The sequence below is a fragment of the Lacibacter sp. MH-610 genome, assembly GCF_045780045.1.
In the GTDB taxonomy this organism is placed as follows: Bacteria; Bacteroidota; Bacteroidia; order Chitinophagales; family Chitinophagaceae; genus Lacibacter.
The window spans coordinates 2,047,461-2,067,115 of record NZ_CP116002.1 but is presented as its reverse complement, the minus strand read 5'-3'; the positions used below and the strand labels follow the sequence as shown (position 1 = coordinate 2,067,115).

General features: G+C 40.6%; 20 protein-coding genes. 8 read left to right on the top strand and 12 right to left on the bottom strand.

Translation table 11 applies throughout. The annotated features are described in order from the left end of the window. The first annotated feature begins 77 nt into the window (after positions 1 to 77). The 5 genes from PDL71_RS09485 to PDL71_RS09465 are packed head-to-tail and all read left to right on the top strand — an operon-like array spanning position 78 to position 3,742. Positions 78 to 953 carry a nucleoside phosphorylase gene (locus tag PDL71_RS09485; protein WP_407520313.1) on the top strand — a complete coding sequence of 292 codons (876 nt, stop codon included), beginning with the start codon at positions 78 to 80 and terminating at the stop codon, positions 951 to 953. Beyond that, positions 950 to 1,729: a diaminopimelate epimerase gene (gene dapF / locus PDL71_RS09480; protein ID WP_407520311.1), complete on the top strand. Its 780-nt coding sequence runs from the start codon at positions 950 to 952 to the stop codon at positions 1,727 to 1,729. The genes PDL71_RS09485 and dapF overlap by 4 nt, the downstream gene beginning before the upstream one ends. Before the next feature lie 22 nt (positions 1,730 to 1,751). After that, a complete protein-coding gene (locus PDL71_RS09475) occupies positions 1,752 to 2,312 on the top strand; it encodes a DinB family protein (protein ID WP_407520309.1) in 561 nt (186 codons plus the stop codon). A gap of 39 nt (positions 2,313 to 2,351) precedes the next feature. Then, positions 2,352 to 3,290, top strand: coding sequence for a magnesium transporter CorA family protein (locus PDL71_RS09470; protein WP_407520307.1), 939 nt, complete (start codon positions 2,352 to 2,354; stop codon positions 3,288 to 3,290). Next, a complete protein-coding gene (locus tag PDL71_RS09465; RefSeq protein ID WP_407520305.1) occupies positions 3,290 to 3,742 on the top strand; it encodes an NUDIX domain-containing protein in 453 nt (150 codons plus the stop codon). The genes PDL71_RS09470 and PDL71_RS09465 overlap by 1 nt, the downstream gene beginning before the upstream one ends. Before the next feature lie 12 nt (positions 3,743 to 3,754). Here PDL71_RS09465 and PDL71_RS09460 read toward each other — a convergent pair whose 3' ends face one another. Beyond that, complete coding sequence (locus PDL71_RS09460) at positions 3,755 to 4,525, bottom strand: queuosine precursor transporter (RefSeq protein WP_407520303.1); 771 nt, start codon at positions 4,523 to 4,525, stop codon at positions 3,755 to 3,757. 353 nt (positions 4,526 to 4,878) lie between these two features. Between PDL71_RS09460 and PDL71_RS09455 the strand changes: the two genes are divergently transcribed. Then, on the top strand, positions 4,879 to 7,344 hold the full coding sequence (locus PDL71_RS09455) for a YfhO family protein (protein ID WP_407520301.1): 2,466 nt from the start codon (positions 4,879 to 4,881) through the stop codon (positions 7,342 to 7,344). A 57-nt stretch (positions 7,345 to 7,401) separates the two neighbouring features. Continuing rightward, a complete protein-coding gene (locus tag PDL71_RS09450) occupies positions 7,402 to 8,505 on the top strand; it encodes a glycosyltransferase family 4 protein (protein WP_407520299.1) in 1,104 nt (367 codons plus the stop codon). On the opposite strand, the gene PDL71_RS09445 is transcribed toward PDL71_RS09450, so the two are convergent. From PDL71_RS09445 to PDL71_RS09400, 10 genes are all read right to left on the bottom strand, one after another. Continuing rightward, positions 8,502 to 9,383, bottom strand: a complete 882-nt coding sequence (locus PDL71_RS09445) for a glycosyltransferase family 2 protein (RefSeq protein ID WP_407520297.1) — start codon at positions 9,381 to 9,383, stop codon at positions 8,502 to 8,504. The genes PDL71_RS09450 and PDL71_RS09445 overlap by 4 nt on opposite strands. Further along, on the bottom strand, positions 9,383 to 10,513 hold the full coding sequence (locus PDL71_RS09440) for an NAD-dependent epimerase/dehydratase family protein (protein ID WP_407520295.1): 1,131 nt from the start codon (positions 10,511 to 10,513) through the stop codon (positions 9,383 to 9,385). The genes PDL71_RS09445 and PDL71_RS09440 overlap by 1 nt, the downstream gene beginning before the upstream one ends. 3 nt (positions 10,514 to 10,516) lie before the next feature. After that, positions 10,517 to 11,101 (bottom strand): acyltransferase, encoded by a 585-nt coding sequence (locus tag PDL71_RS09435; RefSeq protein WP_407520293.1) that lies wholly within the window; start codon positions 11,099 to 11,101, stop codon positions 10,517 to 10,519. A gap of 2 nt (positions 11,102 to 11,103) precedes the next feature. Continuing rightward, positions 11,104 to 12,375, bottom strand: coding sequence for a hypothetical protein (locus PDL71_RS09430; protein WP_407520291.1), 1,272 nt, complete (start codon positions 12,373 to 12,375; stop codon positions 11,104 to 11,106). Continuing rightward, positions 12,372 to 13,430 (bottom strand): glycosyltransferase family 9 protein, encoded by a 1,059-nt coding sequence (locus tag PDL71_RS09425; RefSeq protein ID WP_407520289.1) that lies wholly within the window; start codon positions 13,428 to 13,430, stop codon positions 12,372 to 12,374. The genes PDL71_RS09430 and PDL71_RS09425 overlap by 4 nt, the downstream gene beginning before the upstream one ends. A 47-nt stretch (positions 13,431 to 13,477) precedes the next feature. Then, positions 13,478 to 14,353, bottom strand: coding sequence for a GDP-mannose 4,6-dehydratase (locus tag PDL71_RS09420; protein WP_407520287.1), 876 nt, complete (start codon positions 14,351 to 14,353; stop codon positions 13,478 to 13,480). Beyond that, a complete protein-coding gene (locus PDL71_RS09415; RefSeq protein WP_407520285.1) occupies positions 14,350 to 15,063 on the bottom strand; it encodes an FkbM family methyltransferase in 714 nt (237 codons plus the stop codon). Before PDL71_RS09415 ends, PDL71_RS09420 begins: the two co-directional genes overlap by 4 nt. Positions 15,064 to 15,080: 17 nt before the next feature. After that, the gene (locus PDL71_RS09410; protein ID WP_407520283.1) at positions 15,081 to 16,340 is read right to left on the bottom strand and encodes a class I SAM-dependent methyltransferase; all 1,260 of its coding nucleotides are present in this window, start codon (positions 16,338 to 16,340) and stop codon (positions 15,081 to 15,083) included. 6 nt (positions 16,341 to 16,346) lie between these two features. After that, a complete protein-coding gene (locus PDL71_RS09405) occupies positions 16,347 to 16,787 on the bottom strand; it encodes a hypothetical protein (RefSeq protein WP_407520281.1) in 441 nt (146 codons plus the stop codon). 81 nt (positions 16,788 to 16,868) lie between these two features. Beyond that, on the bottom strand, positions 16,869 to 17,612 hold the full coding sequence (locus tag PDL71_RS09400; RefSeq protein WP_407520279.1) for a menaquinone biosynthetic enzyme MqnA/MqnD family protein: 744 nt from the start codon (positions 17,610 to 17,612) through the stop codon (positions 16,869 to 16,871). A 158-nt stretch (positions 17,613 to 17,770) separates the two neighbouring features. Here PDL71_RS09400 and purB point away from each other — a divergent pair, with 158 nt between their 5' ends. Further along, entirely contained in the window at positions 17,771 to 19,108 is a 1,338-nt protein-coding gene (gene purB, locus PDL71_RS09395) for an adenylosuccinate lyase (protein ID WP_407520277.1), read from the top strand. 136 nt (positions 19,109 to 19,244) lie between these two features. Here the strand turns inward: purB and PDL71_RS09390 are convergent, their stop codons facing one another. Beyond that, the gene (locus PDL71_RS09390) at positions 19,245 to 19,598 is read right to left on the bottom strand and encodes a YraN family protein (protein ID WP_407520275.1); all 354 of its coding nucleotides are present in this window, start codon (positions 19,596 to 19,598) and stop codon (positions 19,245 to 19,247) included. Positions 19,599 to 19,655: the final 57 nt, after the last annotated feature.

The window sequence follows — 19,655 nt, the reverse complement described above, 5'->3', positions numbered from 1 at the left end:
CATCATTCCGCTTCAGTCAACTGAACCGATTGATGAGGTGCAAATGTAGTATATTCGGGCAAAATGACCCAATCCTTATGCAACGAATTGCTGAAAGTGAGCTAATCATTAACAGTCGTGGCGCTGTTTATCATTTAGACGTAAGGCCGGAAGAACTTGCCCCTACCATCATCACCGTTGGCGACCCTGACCGTGTGGCCAAAGTGAGTAAGTATTTTGATTCCATTGAACATAAAAATCAACACAGGGAATTCATTACACATACAGGATATGTTGGCAAAAAAAGGATCAGTTGTGTTTCTACCGGCATTGGCCCTGACAATATTGATATTGTAGTGAATGAACTGGATGCACTGGTAAATATTGATTTTGCAACAAGAACGATCAAGCCGCAACTCACTTCTCTCCAAATCATGCGTATGGGTACCAGCGGTGCCCTGCAGCCACACATTAATGTTGATGATTTAGTAGTTTCTACACATGGGTTGGGCATTGATAACCTGTTGCATTTTTACCGTCATCAAAACAATGAAGAAGAAAAGCAATTGGTTCATGCATTTGTAACGCATACACAAATACAGGACAGTTTATCACAACCATATATTGCCGGTTGCGGCAGCCAACTGCTGAAGCATTTTGTAGAAGGTTATCATCACGGCATCACCGTTACCTGCCCGGGATTTTACGGTCCGCAGGGAAGAGTGTTACGGTTAGGACTGATGCATCCGGGATTTGTAGACAGGTTAACCACATTTGCATTTGGCAATCACCGCATTACTAATTTTGAAATGGAAACCAGTGCTATTTACGGACTGGGAAAACTGCTGGGTCATCAATGCTTATCCATGAATGTAATTGTAGCCAACAGGGTGAAAAAAGAATTCAGTAAAGATGGTAATGCAGCGGTAGAGACTTTAATTAAAAAATCATTGAGCATTATTGAAGGCATATGAAGATTGCGTTTTCAAAATACCAGGGTACCGGTAATGATTTTGTTATACTTGATAACAGGGATGGCATCTATTCAAACCTTACCAAAGAACAGGTAGCCTTCATCTGCGACCGGCATTTTGGAATCGGGGCTGATGGATTGATGATGCTGCAATTGAAAGAAGGTTATGATTTTGAAATGATTTATTTCAATGCGGATGGAGGTGAAAGCAGTATGTGTGGCAATGGAGGCCGATGCCTGGTAGCTTTTGCAAAAAAGCTGGGAGTGATTAAAGACAAAGCTCATTTTATTGCAACCGATGGTCCGCATGAAGCAACTATTGATGAACGAGACCACGTAGAACTGAAGATGAAAGATGTAAGTGCTATAGAAAAATACAACGACCATAGTGTTTTAGATACGGGTTCGCCGCACTATATTAAATGGGTTCAGAACACTCAAGAGATAAATGTGTTTCAGGAAGGACGCTCCATCAGGTACAATGAAAAATTTGGTGGTGCAGGCATCAACGTTAACTTTGTAAGTGTTCAACCCCATACAATAGATGTGCGAACTTATGAACGGGGGGTTGAGAATGAAACCTTATCATGCGGCACCGGTGTTACCGCTTCTGCCATTGCAGCCTTTGCTGACGCAACAGAACCACAGCATATTACCGTAAAAACACCCGGCGGTACCTTATCAGTAAAATTTAAAAAGACAGGGCCAACCCGGTTTGAAGATGTATGGCTTTGCGGCCCGGCAACCTTTGTTTTTAATGGAAGCATGAACCTCTAACTTAAAAAAATCACCAACAGCTATGCAGGCAAAGAGTTATCATCTTGATAAGTATCATATCATCTCAAGCACAGAATCGATTGTTGAAGAAATTCTGCGTGTTTGCAGAAACATGGATACAGATCGTTTTTTTTACAGGGATGATAAATGGTCAGCCGCAGAAAACCTGGAGCATTTAAGACTATCTTTTGCCCGGAGCTGGAAAGGATTGTTTATTCCAAAGTTCATTTCGAAATATCTTTTTAAAAAACCTTTACACCAGTCACTCCCGTATGAAGAGCTGCAGGAAAAATATTCAGCAGCACTTTCAAACGGTGCAAAAGCAACAAAGGAATACATTCCCAAAGTGGATAAAACCAAACAGGAAAAGGATTCCATCATTGAACACTTTGAGGCAACCGTAACACGTTATTTAAACGAAGTGAGATACTACTGGGAAGATGAGAATATTGATCGCTACCAGTTTCCCCACCCCATACTTGGTAACATTACGGCAAGAGAGCTGATGTACTTCAATATTTTTCATTGCTGGCACCACTTTAACACCATGCGTCAGCGAAACAGCCAGGGTATTGAACTTTAGTGAGCGCTGAATGCTGATGCGCTTTACCTTTGCGCCGCCATGCTTCAATTTTTTAAAAATGAAAACGGCCAGACATTGGCCATTGACAAACCTGAAAACGGGGCATGGGTAAATATTGTTCCCCCGCTTAAGCAGGAAGAGTTTCATGAAATTTCAGAAGAGCTGAACATACCGCTTGATTTCTTAAGCGACTCTTTGGATATTGATGAACGCAGCCGTTATGAACTGGAAGACAATGTAAAGCTCATCGTTATCAAGACCCCTACTGAAAACAATTCCTTCAACGACAGCGACGCTTTCTTCATTACCATTCCCATCTGCATTATTTTAACGCATAACCAGGTGGTAACGGTAAACTCCTTTGATAATGGTGCCATCAAAAAATTCCTGAACACATTCCAGAACCGTCATCCTGATAAAAGGAATATGATGGTCCTCAAGATTTTTGAGAAGATCGTACAGACTTATATTGAATTTCTGAAAGAAATCAATCATCGTCGTAATACGCTGGAGCAAAAACTGTATGACGCCAACAGGAACGAAGAGTTACTGGACCTGATGCGGATTCAAAAAAGCCTCGTGTATTTTGTTACTGCACTACGCAGCAACGAAATGCTGTTGATGAAATTGCAAAGAACCAATTTCTTGGGCTTAACAGAAGAAGAGGATGAGTTTTTACAGGATTTGATTGTAGATACCAGCCAGGCCCTTGAAATGGCAAATATTTATACCAACATCCTAAGCTCAACGTTGGATGCATTTGCCAGCATCATCAGCAACAATCAAAACCAGGTGATGAAGCGTTTAACATCCATCACCATTATGTTACAGTTGCCCACATTGGTAGCCAGTATTTATGGTATGAATGTACCACTGCCGGGCCAGCACTCCCCTGCTGCTTTTTATTTTCCCATACTGCTGTCGTTGGGTCTTTCTTTGCTTATTGGCTTGTACTTCATGCGTAAAAAATTATTTTAATGTTTAACATTCGGGTTTACGGCATACTGTTAACACAAGAGAAACAGGTAGTAGTGAGTGATGAATTCATACGTGGAGGCTACTATACCAAATTTCCGGGTGGTGGCCTTGAGTTTGGCGAAGGAACAAGAGATTGTTTAAAACGGGAGTTCAAAGAAGAAATGAACCTGGATGTGGAAATAGGCGATCATATCTACACCACTGATTATTTCCAGATGAGTGCATTTAATCCATCGCATCAAATCGTATCCATCTATTATTTTGCAAAAGCATTGGAGCCATTTTCAGTTGAATTTAAAGCAACACCTTTTGATTTTCAACCACACCAAATTGCCGACCCCAAAGGCGAGGCTGAAGTATTTCGCTTAATTGAGTGGAAAGATTTCAATGAAGAGCTGGTAACATTGCCCATTGATAAAATCGTTGCAAGACTGCTGAAAGAAAGATTCTGATCCTTATTGATTTTATTGTAAAGCGGCTTTCTTCATTTCCGCAGCTTTTTCTTTACCCAGGTAACGTTCAATCCAAGCATGTACCAGGTAAACCAATGGAGTAGCAAGTAGAGCCACTAAAAATTTATAACTATAACCTACTATGGCAATACCAGTAACCCTTGCAAACGGAAAGCCCTGAGAAAAATACAGGTAAATATAGCTTACAACAATCGTATCTACCAGTTGCGAGAACAAAGTGGAAACAGTGGCCCGCATCCAGATTCTTCGTTCGCCGGTTACCCGTTTAATTCTTTTAAATATGGTTGCATCCGTTAATTGGCCTACTAAAAAAGCGGTGAGTGATGCAATGATAATATTCATGCCCTGACCCAGCACCTGCGTATAAGCGGCCTGCATATCCGGAACACCTTTAGCCGTTTGTGAACTCACCCACCAATCGGCAGGCACTGTATGAATTCCGATATAAAAAATGACAAAGGCTATACAAATTAAACCGGCAGTGAGAAAAGAAAGAAACCGCACCCCTTTTACACCATAATATTCATTAATGATATCCGTCATAATAAAAACAGCCGGCCACGGTAAAATACCAACTGATAAATCCATGGACAGCCCAGATTCACCAAACAGGGTAAAATTGAATTTATCAAACCCAAGTGTTGGTTCCAGGGAGAAAATTTTTACTCCAATCACTTCAGCAATAATAGCATTGGCAATAAAAAAACCTCCCAATATCAGAAACAGTCTTGTAGGTTTATCCTTAATGATTTGATGAATCATAAAAAGTAAAATAGTAATTGAAAAATGAACATGACCACATTAAACCGGATTACCCAGCGTAACTGAGTAAATTGTACACCGGATCGTTTCCAATATAACCACCAGATAACGTGGAGCAAGTTAATCAACAGTGATAACATCCAGCCCGCCACCAGCATTACAGCAACGATTGACTGAGGAAAAAGTTCGGCAGCCGATGGAATATATCGAAGCAGAAAACATAACAGGAAAATGCTGTTTAAAAGAAACCCTACCCTGCTGAGGAAAAGAAACGCCTTCATAACCGTTAAAAATGTTGATGGTAGCCCAAAATACCATTATTTTGCTCAACTGTAAATTGAAAAATCAGTCATATGAAATTCGATTATAAAAAGTTGATGCCACATGTCATTGCAGTGCTCGTATTTCTTGCAGCGTCTGCATTTTTCGGACGCCCTGCCTTACAGGGAAATGTATTGAGCCAGCATGATGTGCTGGGCTGGAAGGGAATGGCACAAAACTCATTTGAACAGAAAGAAAAGACCGGCCAGTTTCCGTTATGGAATACACACCTGTTCAGCGGTATGCCCAACTACCAGGTGGCGATGGACAGCAAATCAGTACTTCCTGATCTCAACAAAGTATTTACATTGGGCCTGCCCAAACCCATCAACTTCTTTTTCCTTGCTTGTATCAGTTTTTATATTCTCGGTATTGTGTTGAGAGTGAACCCTTACATAAGTATGGTTACAGCACTTGGTTTTGCCTTCAGCACTTACAATCCCATCATCATCGGTGCAGGGCATGAAACAAAAATGTATGCCATTGCGTACATGCCTGCATTATTAGCCGGCATTATTTTGATCTTCCAGAAATATTATCTCAGGGGATTATGTCTTGCATCTGTTGCTGCTGTAATGGAGGTAGGTGTAAACCATCCGCAAATCACTTATTACTTTCTTTTAATTGCCATTGCTGTTTCCATTGCGTATGCCATTGACTGGATCCGTAATAAAGAATGGAAACATATGGTGATTGCATTTTCATTGGCAGCAGTGGCCGGCGGAATGGGTGTGGCAGGAACTGCCGTTATCCTGATGCCTACATATGAATATGCAAAAGCAACCATGCGTGGCGGTAAGCAGGTGGAAATAAAAGACAACAATATCACTAACACCCAAACAAATGGATTGGATGCTGATTATGCGTTCAGCTACAGCAATGGTTTAGCGGAGCCCTTAACCACCATTATGCCGAAAGCATTTGGCAGCAGCAGCGGCACTCCTCTTCCGGAAGATTCAAAAGTAATTGAGAAACTGGTGGAGAAAGGAGTACCTGAAGCCAGTGCCACACAAGTGATTTCACAAATACCGGCTTATTGGGGAGGAATTATTGAAGGCACCAGTGGTCCGGTTTACTATGGTGCCATCATTGTTTTACTTGCTTTGCTTTCCATCTTCTTTGTAAAATCTCCGTTACGCTGGGCCTTATTAGGAGTAAGTATTCTTGGTATAGCATTAAGCTGGGGTAAGTACCTGGAAGGATTTAATTCCTTTGTATTTAACACACTACCACTTTATAACAAATTCAGGGCACCTTCAATGGCGATGGTGATTCCGCAATTGGCAGTTCCTGTACTGGCCATGCTTACCATGCAGGCTGTATTTGTAAACGCAGGTGCAGATTTTCTGAAAACGAATTTTAAAAAGATACTATACGTTGCGGGAGGTGTTCTTGCCATTTGTTTTATCGTTTACCTGATGCAGAGCTACAGTGCAGGCATTGATAAAAACATTCTGGAAGCGTATACAGATAAAGACGGGAACAACGAATTTGGCAAAGCAATCGTTAATGGTTTAAAAGAAGACCGCAAAGCAATGTTCTTATCTCAGGTACTGCGTTTAGCAGGTTTCATTGCATTGTTGCTGGCTATTGCATTTGTTTACTCCCGTAAAATGATCAATGGTCTTGTAGCGGTGATTCTTTTAGGCGCCGTATCAGTAATTGATCTGATTGCTGTAGGCGGCGATTATCTTAATGAAAATTATTACCGCTCTGCAGATGAACTGTCAGCAGAAAACTTTACTGCGAACGATACTGACAACCAGATTTTGACAGATAAAGACGCCCACTTCCGTGTGTTTAACACCGCCGGTGATCGTTTCAGTGAATCCAGAACTTCTTACTTCCACCGTTCCGTTGGTGGTTATCATCCGGCCAAGTTACGGGTGTACCAGGATGTGATTGAAACCTATTTATCCGCTGCGCCTAACACCGATGTATTGAATGCACTGGATACACGTTATATTATTTTGCAGGATCCTCAAAGCGGCAGAACAGCTGTACAACAAAATCCATTGGCTTATGGCGGTGCATGGTTCGTGAAAGGTGTAAAGTTTGTAGATGGTCCGGCGAATGAATTAAAAGCAATCGGAGTTACATCGCTGAGAGATACAGTTGTGTTGGATAAGAGTTTAGAAAAAACAATAGCTGCCCCGGCATATGATTCAACAGCCTTTATTAAACTGGTGAAATATGAAAACGATGCTGTTGAATACAGCACCAATGCAGCCACTCCACAGTTTGCTGTGTTGAGCGAAGTGTATTACCCTTTTGGATGGAATGCTTATGTTGACGGAAAGAAAACAGATTATGTAAAAGCTGATTATTTCCTTAGAGGCATTACAGTACCGGCAGGTTCTCATAAAATTGAATTCAAATTTGAACCTACCAGCTATTACACGGGAAGAAATATATCCTTCATTGTATCGATTTTGATTGTATTGTTAGTAGCTGCTACTATTTTTTGGGAATGGAAGAACAGAAGCGTTAAAGCCTGATTACATATCCCGAAAGAGCGGTATAAATAGTGGCTCCAAAACAGCAGACTTGAACACATGAAAAAAATTGCGGCCATCGTTCCATACAGTTTTCTGCCTGCACAATCCGGCGGGCAGAAACTGATAGCGGGGTTTTATGATGCATTAGGTCGCAAAGCAGAACTTCATGTGATAGGCACGCCTGATAATGATCCCCGGCTTGTACAAGCTTATACACTGAAACATTTCCTACGCAGCAGCCAGTTGCGTTATGCTGATTTTTTTTCTTTTTTCAGACTGAAGAATTATTTAAAACAGCAGCAAGTTGAATGGCTGTTCATAGAACATCCGTATTTAGGTTGGCTTGCCTGGCTTTTAAAAAAATCAACCGGTGTACAACTGGCTGTTCACACACATAATATCGAATTTCAACGTTTCCGTTCCATAGGCAAATGGTGGTGGCCTTTACTCAAATGGTATGAAGGCCGTGTACTGAATATAGCAGATCTTGTTTTCTGCATTACAGAAGAAGACCGCCAGGGATTTATTACTGACTTGAAAGTAAGAGCTGATAAATGCGTGGTAATTCCCTATGGCATTCCACAGGAAGAACCTCCTGTTGATAAAGCAGAAACAAAGGCACCTGTTTGCCATGAGCTTGGCATCAGCACTGAGCATCACCTGTTGTTTTTTAACGGCGTTCTTAATTATGAACCCAACCGGCAGGCACTTGATGCCATCATTGAAAAGATCAACCCGGCACTTGTTTCATCAGGACTGAAATACAAACTTTTGATTGCAGGTAAAAACTTACCTGTATCCTACAATGATTTAAAAGATCATCCGCACATAGTTTATCTCGGCTTTGTAGATGATATTGACCGTTACACAAAGGCAGCAGACTTACTTTTAAACCCTGTGCAAAGCGGCGGAGGTATCAAAACAAAAATGATTGAAGCATTGGCCATGAACACAGCCGTTGTATCCGTTAAAACAGGTGCAGCGGGAGTAGTTGCTGAGCTGTGCGGAAATAAACTCACAATCGTGCCGGATAATGACTGGCCACAATTTACCAATGCTATTATTACTGCTTTACAGGGACCTGACAGTGTAACACCCCCGGTATTTTACAAAACCTTCAGCTGGAAATATATCGTTGAAAAAGTAATGCAGCAACTTTAAAGCGGCAATGCCAACCCATCTTTGGTAGCCTTTAGTAACTGATGCTTACGTTGCTGATCAAAACGTAAATAGTAGAAAAAGAAACGAACAATAAAGTAATAAGCCAAGAGATACAGTTTATGCAATCCTTTATAATGCTTGCGAATGAAAATCAGTTTATTCCGGTTGCCGTAATAGATATAAAAAAGCGAATCATCCCCTCCACTGCTGGATGAAACTTTATGATTGATGTACAAAGCAGGTTCATACCAAATCCTGTAACCATGATGTAAAGCCCGCACTACAAAATCGGTATCATCATAATACGCAAAATAGCGTTCATCCATCAAGCCAACTTCATCAATGATACTTCGGTGCACTGCCAGGTAACAGGTGGGCGCATACGTTACATACTGTGCTTTATTTAACGCAGGAGTATCTTTCTGCCTCATACCGTAATGAACCCCGATGGCTTTTGAATGACTGATATAGCCTCCCGCCATCCAGATAAGATCACTGTTGTGATAATAAATTTTAGGTGTTACTATTTTATGCGTTTCACTCAAAGCAACAGTTTGTTGGAGCAGATTGTCTTTCGGTATAAAAATATCATTGTTGAGAAACAGTAAAACAGTACATCTGTCTGCCAGTGCATGATGAATACCAAGATTATTGCCGGCCGCCACACCAATATTACCACCGCTGTTAATATGCTCAACCGCCTGAACCGGGTATTTTTTCAGCAGACTATGAATGAGTGAAGTGGAGGCATCGTTCCAGGAATTATCAACCAGGTAGAGTTTATAATCCGTATAATTCTGCTTTGAGATGCCGGAAAAGAAATCTTCCAGCACTTCATCACTTTTATACAAAACGGTTATGAGGGCAAGTGCAGGCATTACTTCATCAATCCTTTTGATTTCATTTCGTTCAACGACTTTGTATAATCAATCAACGCTACTTCCTGTTCATTTACCCAGGCAGTGAAACGTGCAATACCTTCTGCAAAGGAAACACGGGGCACAAATCCAAGCTTCTGCTGAATCTTTGTGAGATCAGCATAATTATGACGAATATCTCCTACCCGAAAATCACCGGTTATCTGCAGCGATGTTTCGTTTCCATAACCATTACCAAGTGCTTCCGCCACTTCCAGTACAGTGGTAGCAACACCGGTTCCTACATTGAACACTTCACCATCAGCTTCTTTCATTTCAATACCGGCAACAGTAGCGGCAACTACATCATCAATAAACACAAAATCACGGCTTTCCTTTCCATCTTCAAAAATATTAATGGATTGATTGTGTTTGATAAGATTGGAAAATATAGAAAGAATACCGGTATAAGGATTCTTGAGCGATTGACCCGGACCATAAACATTCTGATAACGGAATGCTACAGGCGAAACACCGATAGAAGGACAAACCGTCATCACCATTTGTTCCTGCACCTGCTTGGTAATACCGTACACTGATGTAGGATGTATTTTACTTTCCTCATCTGTTGCCACCAGTTGCAGGTTTTCATCGCCTTTGTACTCCACATCAAATTTGCCGGCACTTAAACGCTCTTTACTTCTGGAGCCAGGATAAACATAAGTACCATCACCGGCTTTATAACGTCCTTCACCATAAATAGCTCTTGAAGAAGCGATAACCACTTTTTTTACATCATAGTTTCCATTCGCCAGTAAATCCAGCATGAGCGATGTACCGCCAATATTTACATCTGTATATTTCCTGATGAGGTACATGGATTGGCCGGTGCCTGTTTCTGCAGCCAAATGCACTACCACATCCTGACCGGGTAATACTTTTTTCCAATCTGCTTCATTACAAACATCTCCTTTTACAAACTGAACTTTATCTTTTATCCGTTGAAACAGAAAAGAACCTGTTTCTGCATCAGCTCCATGAATTTGTTCTGATAAATTATCCAGCACTGTAACGCTATGTCCACGGGCAATTAATTGCAACGCAAGCGAAGAGCCGATAAAACCTGCACCACCTGTGATTAAAATATTCATAGTTCAAATAAATACTCCTTCCTCATTCGTTGGCAACCATACGCCTTGTGAAGGATGATAACGTTTTATAATTTTTGCGGGAGCCCCGACTGCCACACAGTAATCAGGAATATCTTTCGTTACTACAGCGTTGGCCCCTACTACACTGTTCTTACCGATGGTAGCGCCAATCACACAAACATTTTCGCCCAGCCAGCAACCGTCTTTTAAAATCACCGGTGCCAGTTGTTTTACCGGTTGATCCATAACAGGCACATTGATATTTTCAAATGAATGCAGGTTATCACTCAGGTATACCCGATCAGCCAGTAACACTTTCTTACCAATTTCAATTTTAGAGCTTGCATAGATGTGGCAAAAGTTGCCGATATACGTTCCATCACCAATACGTAACTCACAGGAACTGCAACCCGTAACAGGGTCTGCCGCCAGCCATGTATGCTTGCGGATAAACACATTTTTACCAATGAAAATTCGCTTACCTCCGGTAATGATGGGTTGCAGCAACTTTGTACCCGTTCCGATACTTCCCAACTGAAGTTTGAAAAGCGGAAACTGAAAGAGGTAATAAAGAATCTTTCTGAACATAGTTACTGCAGTTTTTTACCCGCTTCTTTACTTACCAGGAACACCTGGTTTTCTTCTGCAAAAAAGCGGCGGAAAAAGCGAATCATGATACTGTACCTGCGTACACCGATGATCCGTTTTATGAAAGTAAAGAACATCTGCACATAAGCCAGCTTGGCATCAAAGTTTTTTACATTTTTATTCGTGAGCTTATCTGCAGAAACGGGGGAATGATCTAACAATCTGTTCTTTGAAAGCAGCTGATAATAACTGCCGGCTTCCATTGAAAACGGATGGGGCAACGCTTTTTCTTCTTCCAGCAAACGCCGGTACATACGGCGGTGCAGACTGATGATACCAACACCATTATCAAATTTATTGTAGGAATAAACCAGCCCTGTGTATTGCAGGAAGCTGCTTTTTGCCAATGCATCACCATATTCCTGCAATACAGGTTCCAGGTCAGGATAAGCCGTAATGGAAGTGGTTTTATGCACAATATTACCGTTACCTATCTGAGAGTAATCATACCCTGAAAAATGAACAAAGAGTAAAGGCTCTTTCTCTCCCGGCGTATCCCTGTCTGTTACATATAGCACTCCGTTTTCATGGATAATTTTACGTTCATGAAAATTCCAGGGAGCTGCATTCATACCCTTGTGACGGGTAATGAGATACTCCGACGCCGGAAGTATTGCAGGCAGAAGATTGATCCATTTCTGATCAGTAGCAGTACCCCGATCGTTATCAAAAAAACAATGATGCACCAAACGGTGATGCCACCATTTTAAAAAAGAAGCCGAAACAGCCGTGTTTTTTATGGCGATAAAGCCCAGATTAAACGTTCCGTTCAGTAAAAACAAATGATCCTCGTAATTGCCTTTAAAGGGAGTCTGCTCTTTCAGAATATGTGGTGTAACAACAATGGAAACATTGTTCAGCTGTTCAAATACAGGTTGAAGCGGATTGTACACATAAATATCCGGATCAAAATAAACCAACCGTTCATAACCCCTGCCTAACAAATATTGAAAACAGGAGGCTTTGATGGCTGTACAAAACTCAACGAGATTGTATTTAAAAGCCATCTGCTCCCATTCTTCAGTTGCAATACCCAGCACTTCTTTTGCAGTAAGGATATGTGCAGGCAAGGACGCCTTAACTGTCTCATCACCCTTCCATTCATCGGCTACAAAAATGTAAAAATCAGCATCAGTGTTCCTGCGAACAGATGCCTCCAGCACCTGTGCAAGGCCTGTGTAATTTTTAGCGACTATGGTGAAGATGGCGTTCAATTCTTTTTAAATTGATCAAACATTAATTGAACTGGGAAAAATATAAAACCCAGTGAAATGTACTTAAGCATGTGGAAATTCCATCCATTAGCTTTAATATTCGTTTTTACGAAAGTAATGATTTCACCCAATCTACCCTTTTTCAGGAATTGATAAACAATACCCCGGTGCAAACGAAACTGCACTTCAACTTTTTGATTATGGGTTTCCCTTGAAGCATCGAATCCTTTTGAAAAAATATCCCTGAAGACTTGTCCGATTTTTGAAACATCAAATTCAACCAACTCAATTAAATTATTGAGAGGTTGTTGCCATTTCTTTAAGGTTATTGACAATGGATTGAAATAATAAGCATCCGGGGCAAGTATCTGTACAAATTGTAAGGGTTTGGCAGCATTACTTGTTGCTGCCCAGGATATACCGCTGGAACATCCCAGTAAAATTGTACAATGATGCGTTAACGCTACAGTTTCCCTTATAGACAACACATTGCCATCTATTACATGGGGCTCATTGAATTGGTAGGCCTTGGGGGCAGACAGAATTACACAAGCATCCCCCTGTTGTACAATCGCTCTTGAATAAGCAAGAATAAGTTCATCTGTAAGTAAGAGTTGATTTGTCTGGGGGGCACACTCAAATAAAACTATATGTTTATAACTCTTCAGGTTATACTGCTCCGCAAAGGAATCAGCAGTTTGTTTTTCGGCTGAAGTAAGAAATAAACGTGGACAAGTTAAATCATTATTACTTAAACCAGAACTCCTGAACAAAGAAGAACATACAGTGCCGTCATAATATTTCATATTAGAGCCCAGTAATTGCGGCACTATAACTTTTGAATACAACCCTGACTTCGTTCTTTCAAATGCTTCCTTAACAACACGATTAAATACTGCTTCATTCAGTGATGCATCGGGGATAACTACTTCTTCTATTTCATCAATGTCAGGATTATTAAGAAGCATGCTTTTGCATTTAGAAGATACAATCCAAGTAAGATGTGAAGATGGATCTTGCTGCTTAATCCGGCGAACAATACCCGTTACATACAAACAATCACCGTTTGAAAACAATTGAATCAATAAAATTTTATCCTTACTCATGATTGCTGCATCATCAGCTGTGCCAACTGATTTAAAGAGGTTTTGGGTTTCCAGCCAAGAGATTGAATGAGTGAAGAATCAGAAACAAGCTGTTCATACTCTGCTTTAAATCCTTCCTCTACATCAACGTAATCTTTCCATTGTTTACCTATTAAAGAAAAACACGCTTCAAGAAAATCTGCTATTGAATATCCCAATCCGGAGCCAAGATTTGCTTCATAAACCTCATTTTGCTGTACCAGTTGCCATATGGCTTCTACTACATCTCCCGCAAAAGTCCACTCCTTTATTGTTGAAATATTTCCAATGGCTAAACGTTCCTCGCTACCATTTCCAATTCTTTGAACAGCGCTTGCTATTTTTTGAGCTACATGACGTTCAGACCTTCTGGGACTGTCATGATTAAAAAAATACCCAACATAAGCTTTTACATTATGTAGGTTCCTGAAATAGCGTGCTGCATATACTGATTGAATACGGCTTACTGAATAAGCATCCCGTGCTTCAAATGGATCAGTTTCTTTTATGGGTCGATTCAGATTAACAAACTGAAGTCCGCTTCCTGAGATAAACACTTTGGTTTGGATTGAATGAAGAAGGACACTTTCCAATATATTCAAAGTGCCGGCAGCTATCGTCTGATGGTTTTCAAACATAGCCTCATGCCTGGTAGTTGAATTAGCCGCCAGGTGAAAAACAAATTCAGGTTGAGAATGCTTAATGAGCAGTTCAACTTCATGAAAACTCGAAATATCAGTTGTAAGAAACCCTCCGGTTCTTGAAATGCCAATTACTTCTATCCCTTGCTTTTGCAAAAGGTTACGCAGGTAATATCCATCCTGACCGTTGGCTCCAAAAATAATTGCTTTCATGAACGGTTAAATATATCGTTTCGGCAAAACAAAGTGTTCAGATTAGTATCTGCATAAACCTTATATCCCTGTGTAAGCATATAATTTATAATATCAGCATTTTTCTGCATTGTATTGTGAAGAGAAAATGTAATTGTTTCCACACAAATCATTTCAGGTCGTATCCTTGAAAAGTCAATACTTTGTAAAATGGGCAGATCCCATCCTTCCACATCCAGCGAGATAAAATTGATATGGCCCAACTGATATTGATTAATTATATTTTCAACCGTCTCAAGCTTTACTTTCGTTTGACGGTATGCAAGGCCCGATTCCTTCATTTTCTGATCTGCATCTTCCTTTGAAAAAGTATTCCATGCGCTATAAATTCCATCAAAAAAGTAAAAGTTAGCCTCTGCACTAACAGAAGTTGAAATACCAAGATTCAGAATTAAATCACCGGGTCGTTTTTGCTTAAGGGTTGAAATCAAACTTATATCCGGCTCAATACAAACACCTCTGCTTCCCTTTAAATAAAAAAGATAAGTATTATTTCCTTTAACCGGTTGATTGGCACCAATATCTGCATACGTCGGCTTTGAAATACCAATACTTTCAAAGAAATAGTCAACAATTATATCCTCTCCACTCTGCGAATAACTCACTTTAGAGCGAAGTTGAATTGTATCAACTGCTTTTTTGAACTTGGTAAAAATTCTTTGCAGATTCATGTACCGGTTTGTTACAATCAGGATTTTTTAAAAATCTCGATGGTTGGTATAGGAAAGATAAAGCCGGTTCCCTTTTCCAATGCTTCCTTCTCCCTTTCAATAAACTCATCTTTAAAATGCCAAGGCAGCACCAGGTAATAATCAGGATTCATAGCCCTGCTTTCTGCTTCACTTATGATAGGAATATTGGTACCTAAAGTATAAGCACCATACTTATCTGGATTACGCTCTGCTGCATATTCTACCAGCATGTTATTGATGTCGCACCATTGTAAAATGGTATTTCCTTTTGTTGATGCACCATAGATATGCACTTTCTTTCCCTGCCGTTTTAAATCAACAAGCAGATTATGTAATTCATCCTTTACTTTTTCAATTCTGTATTGAAAAGCGATATAAGGTTTGTCAGTATCCAGTTCCAAATCAAATTCTCTTTGCCGTATCTCATTCATCATATGGTGATCGGCAAGATTGTAATACAATCCACTTTCTTTATGCGTAGCAAAACAACGGATACTGCCACCGTTGATGTCGTTAAAACTTATTTTGAAAATTTTCATTTCTGCCATAGCTGCTATCTTTTCCAGCACGGCCAGACTATAATACTCCAGGTGCTCATGGCAAATTGTGTCATAGCTATCCAATTCCAGCATACGGGGCATATAGCTCATTTCAAACACCCAAATACCTTCCGGCGAAAGCGCCCTTTTGATATTACGCACAAAAGCTACCGGATCTTCCAAATCATAAAACATGGCGATGGAAGTAATGATATCCATCTTATCCTCTCCCATCACTTTACTTAACTCCGCTGATGGGAAAATATCCTGTACTACTTTAGCTCCTTTCACTTCCTGGGCAACATCACTGGGATCACAACCATATTTTACAAAGGACTCCGGGTAATAGCCTAAAAGAGTACCATCATTACAGCCGATGTCCAGTACATTACAATTATTCTTTTTAACCAGCAGCAACGCTTCATCAACAATACCTTTTAAGTGATTGCGCATTGTAGCATTGGTGCCGCTTCTGTACCAGTAGGCTGCATACAGTATTTCCGGAGGCACACTATGCTCCATTTGCAATAAGCCACATGCATTTTCATCCAGTTGCGGGTTGCAGCGTACTAATGAGCAGTTAATTTTCCGTGTGGACGGCATTTCCTTGCCGGGTTTTACAAACGAACCCTGTAAATACTGGGGACCCAGATCAATAACAGGAGTTAAAGAAGATGAACCGCATACCCTGCAGGTTGTTCTCTTTCGTACATGCATATCAACTTATTTTTGAGATTGAATGAGTTCTTTAAATTTCAGATCAATGGCATCAATACAGTTATTCCGCTCCAGATTAAGTACAGCAAGTTGTTTAATAAGACCGTCCTTTTCGGCTACAGGAACATTTTCAATATCATACCCCTTTTCCACTTCATGCCATAACCTGCAGTTAACATCAGCAAGCTGAGAAAACAGTGTGCCGATAGCACCCGTAACCTCAGCCACTTCGTTCCCTTGCTTTTTAAATACTTTGTTGGCAGCAAAAGTGAGTTTGTCAGCCGGAATAAATCCTGCAATTGCATCATTTACAAATGCATCTATTTCCTGCTGTAATTGAACGGCTTGCTTTGCTAAGCTTTCAAGACGTTGGGGATCTTCTGAATGATACTCTTTCAGTTTAACGATAGTAAGCTTATCACAAAGCATACCGAGGGTTTCTGCCATAACTTTATATATTATCGATTAGCCAAAGATATTTGGTAACAGTCAATTTCAACTAGAAAATAATCAGAAGTTAGAATATGTTTAATACACTTTCAACAACTCAAGAAAACGCTCCAGGCCTTTTAACCGCTCCTCTGTTAAACGGTAAGCAATATGATGTTGAAAATAAGTACGCAGATTAAATGCCGAATATTTCTGCGCCTCCGCAATTTCTTCGAGATAATTCATACCCGCTGCATTAGCCGCATTAAATTGCTCTATCCATTCCGGGCTCATCGGTTGCAGGCTCACCCATACTGCAAACACAAAAGGCAACCCTGTAAAACCACGCCACTCCGCTGCCAAATCATAAACGTAAGTGCTTAAACGACGCTGTTCAAAAGCCCGGTCGCCAATAACAAGTGCGGCTGCTGTACCGGTGATTTTAGTACGGAAGCCTTCATCTTTTGTTTCAACCAATGCCGGTTGAATACCCCAAAACTCACGCATCAGTATTTTAAGCAAGGCAGCCGATGAACGGCTTTGATAATCGAGGTAAATGGTTTCAACTTTTTCCAGCGGCACTTCACTGAAGAGGCATACTGAAGCCACATCAAAATCAGCCGCAATACCATAATCACTTACTATAAAGGATTGCTCAAAAGACGGAAGTAAGGCTGCAGGGACCAGGCCTACATCTACAATACCCTGCTTTAATGCCTCACCAATATGTGCCGGGTAATCCAGCACCAGTTCGTGAGTTTGCAAAAACTGTTCGTTTTGCATTCCATACAGCAAGGGTTTCGTATTTAAATAACTAACCGCACCAACTTTTATCTTCTCCAATTCAATTACTTTTGCGGGGCAAAGAAAAGATTTTTTTGGTAGTCGGCTGCTGAATTCTATGTTGCTTCTGTTGCGTCGCATGGCACATCACGCCTTTAGCGTGACTCTTGAACGCTCTTAAGCCTGTTCAGCATCAAAAGAATACAACGAATCATAACATGGACTTACAAAACCTCACCGCTGTTTCTCCCATTGATGGACGTTACCGTAACCAGTTACACCAACTGGATGCTTATTTTTCAGAATACGCACTCATCAGGTACAGGGTTCATGTAGAAGTGGAATACTTTATTTTCCTGGCCGATAAAAAGTTTTTCAAGCTTACGTCTGTGCAGGCAAAGCAGTTACGGAAGATCGTTACTGATTTTTCCGTTGAGCAGGCAACCGCTATTAAAAACCTGGAAAGTGTTACCAACCATGATGTGAAAGCAGTAGAGTATTTTTTAAAGCGGGAACTGGAAGTTCTTCAACTTTCCCATCTGAAAGAATGGATTCATTTCGGCTTAACATCGCAGGATGTGAATAATACTTCTATTCCTTTATTATGGAAAGATGCATTAGAACAGGAATGGATGCCGGCTATTAGCAACCTCATCCTTCATTTAAAAAATCTTGCTAAAGACTGGAAAAATATTTCATTGCTTGCCCGAACACACGGTCAGCCCGCCTCTCCTACCAAACTGGGCAAAGAAATACTGGTGTTTACGGAGCGGCTGGAGCAGCAGTTTCAGCTGTTAACGCAAATACCGTTTACAGGAAAATTTGGTGGCGCCACCGGTAATTTCAACGCCCATCATGTAGCTTTCCCAAAAACCAACTGGCAAAAATTCGGAAACGAGTTTCTTGAAAAAAGGCTTGGTCTCCAGCGTCAGCAATACACAACACAAATTGAACATTACGATCATTTAGCGGCCCAGATGGATGCTATGAAACGCATCAACACCATTCTTATTGATTTGTGCCGGGATGTATGGACTTATGTTTCGATGGATTACTTCAAACAAAAAATTAAAAAAGGGGAAGTGGGCAGCAGCGCCATGCCGCATAAAGTAAACCCGATTGACTTTGAAAATGCAGAAGGAAATTTAGGCATTGCCAATGCGCTTTGGGAACATTTATCTTCCAAACTTCCCATTTCAAGACTGCAACGGGATTTAACCGATTCAACTGTATTACGCAACCTCGGCGTACCCTTTGCCCATTCTGTTCTTTCACTAAAATCCATTGAAAAGGGCTTGAACAAATTATTGCTCAATGAAGAAAAAATAAAACAGGACCTGGAAGCTAACTGGGCAGTAGTAGCCGAAGCGATTCAAACTATTTTACGCAGGGAAAACTATCCCAATCCGTATGAAGCATTAAAAGAATTAACAAGAGGCAATGCGGCTATTACTCAAAAAAGCATGCATGTATTTATTGATGGATTAAAGATTAGCCCGGCGCTTAAGAAAGAATTGAAAGCAATTACTCCGTTTAATTATACGGGAGTTTTTTAAATTCAAAATAAAAATTTGTTCCTTTCAATTTTTCATCTCATATTTGAGTTATCCAATATCAATTTAAAACTACCGGACGTCCAAGTCCTTCGAAAAACTTCCTTCAGGAAGTTTTTTCTTTTTTAGCCTAAGCCTTTCAACTTACATCTTCAATAAAAAAGTATTCCGGCGCTTTGTACCTGTGCAAACGAATGCTTAGTATATCGTATTGAATCCTTTTCCAATCAGGGTGGAGGTATAAGTATTCCTCTCCTGCCTGCATCAACCGCTTCATTTTCTTAGCCGTTACTCCTTCTTCCGGATGGCCATAGGTATCAGTAGTACGGGTTTTCACTTCAATAAAATGCAGCACGCCTTCCCGTGCAGCTATAATATCCAGCTCAAAATAGGAGTACTTCCAGTTGCGGTGCAATACTTCAAAACCCTGTGCGGCCAGCCATGCCGCCGCCAGGTCTTCCCCATGCTTGCCTGTATGGAGGTGTTGTGCCATATTTAAATTTAGCCAATATCTTTTCCACACCATGGGAAAAAACTGATGTTTACAAAA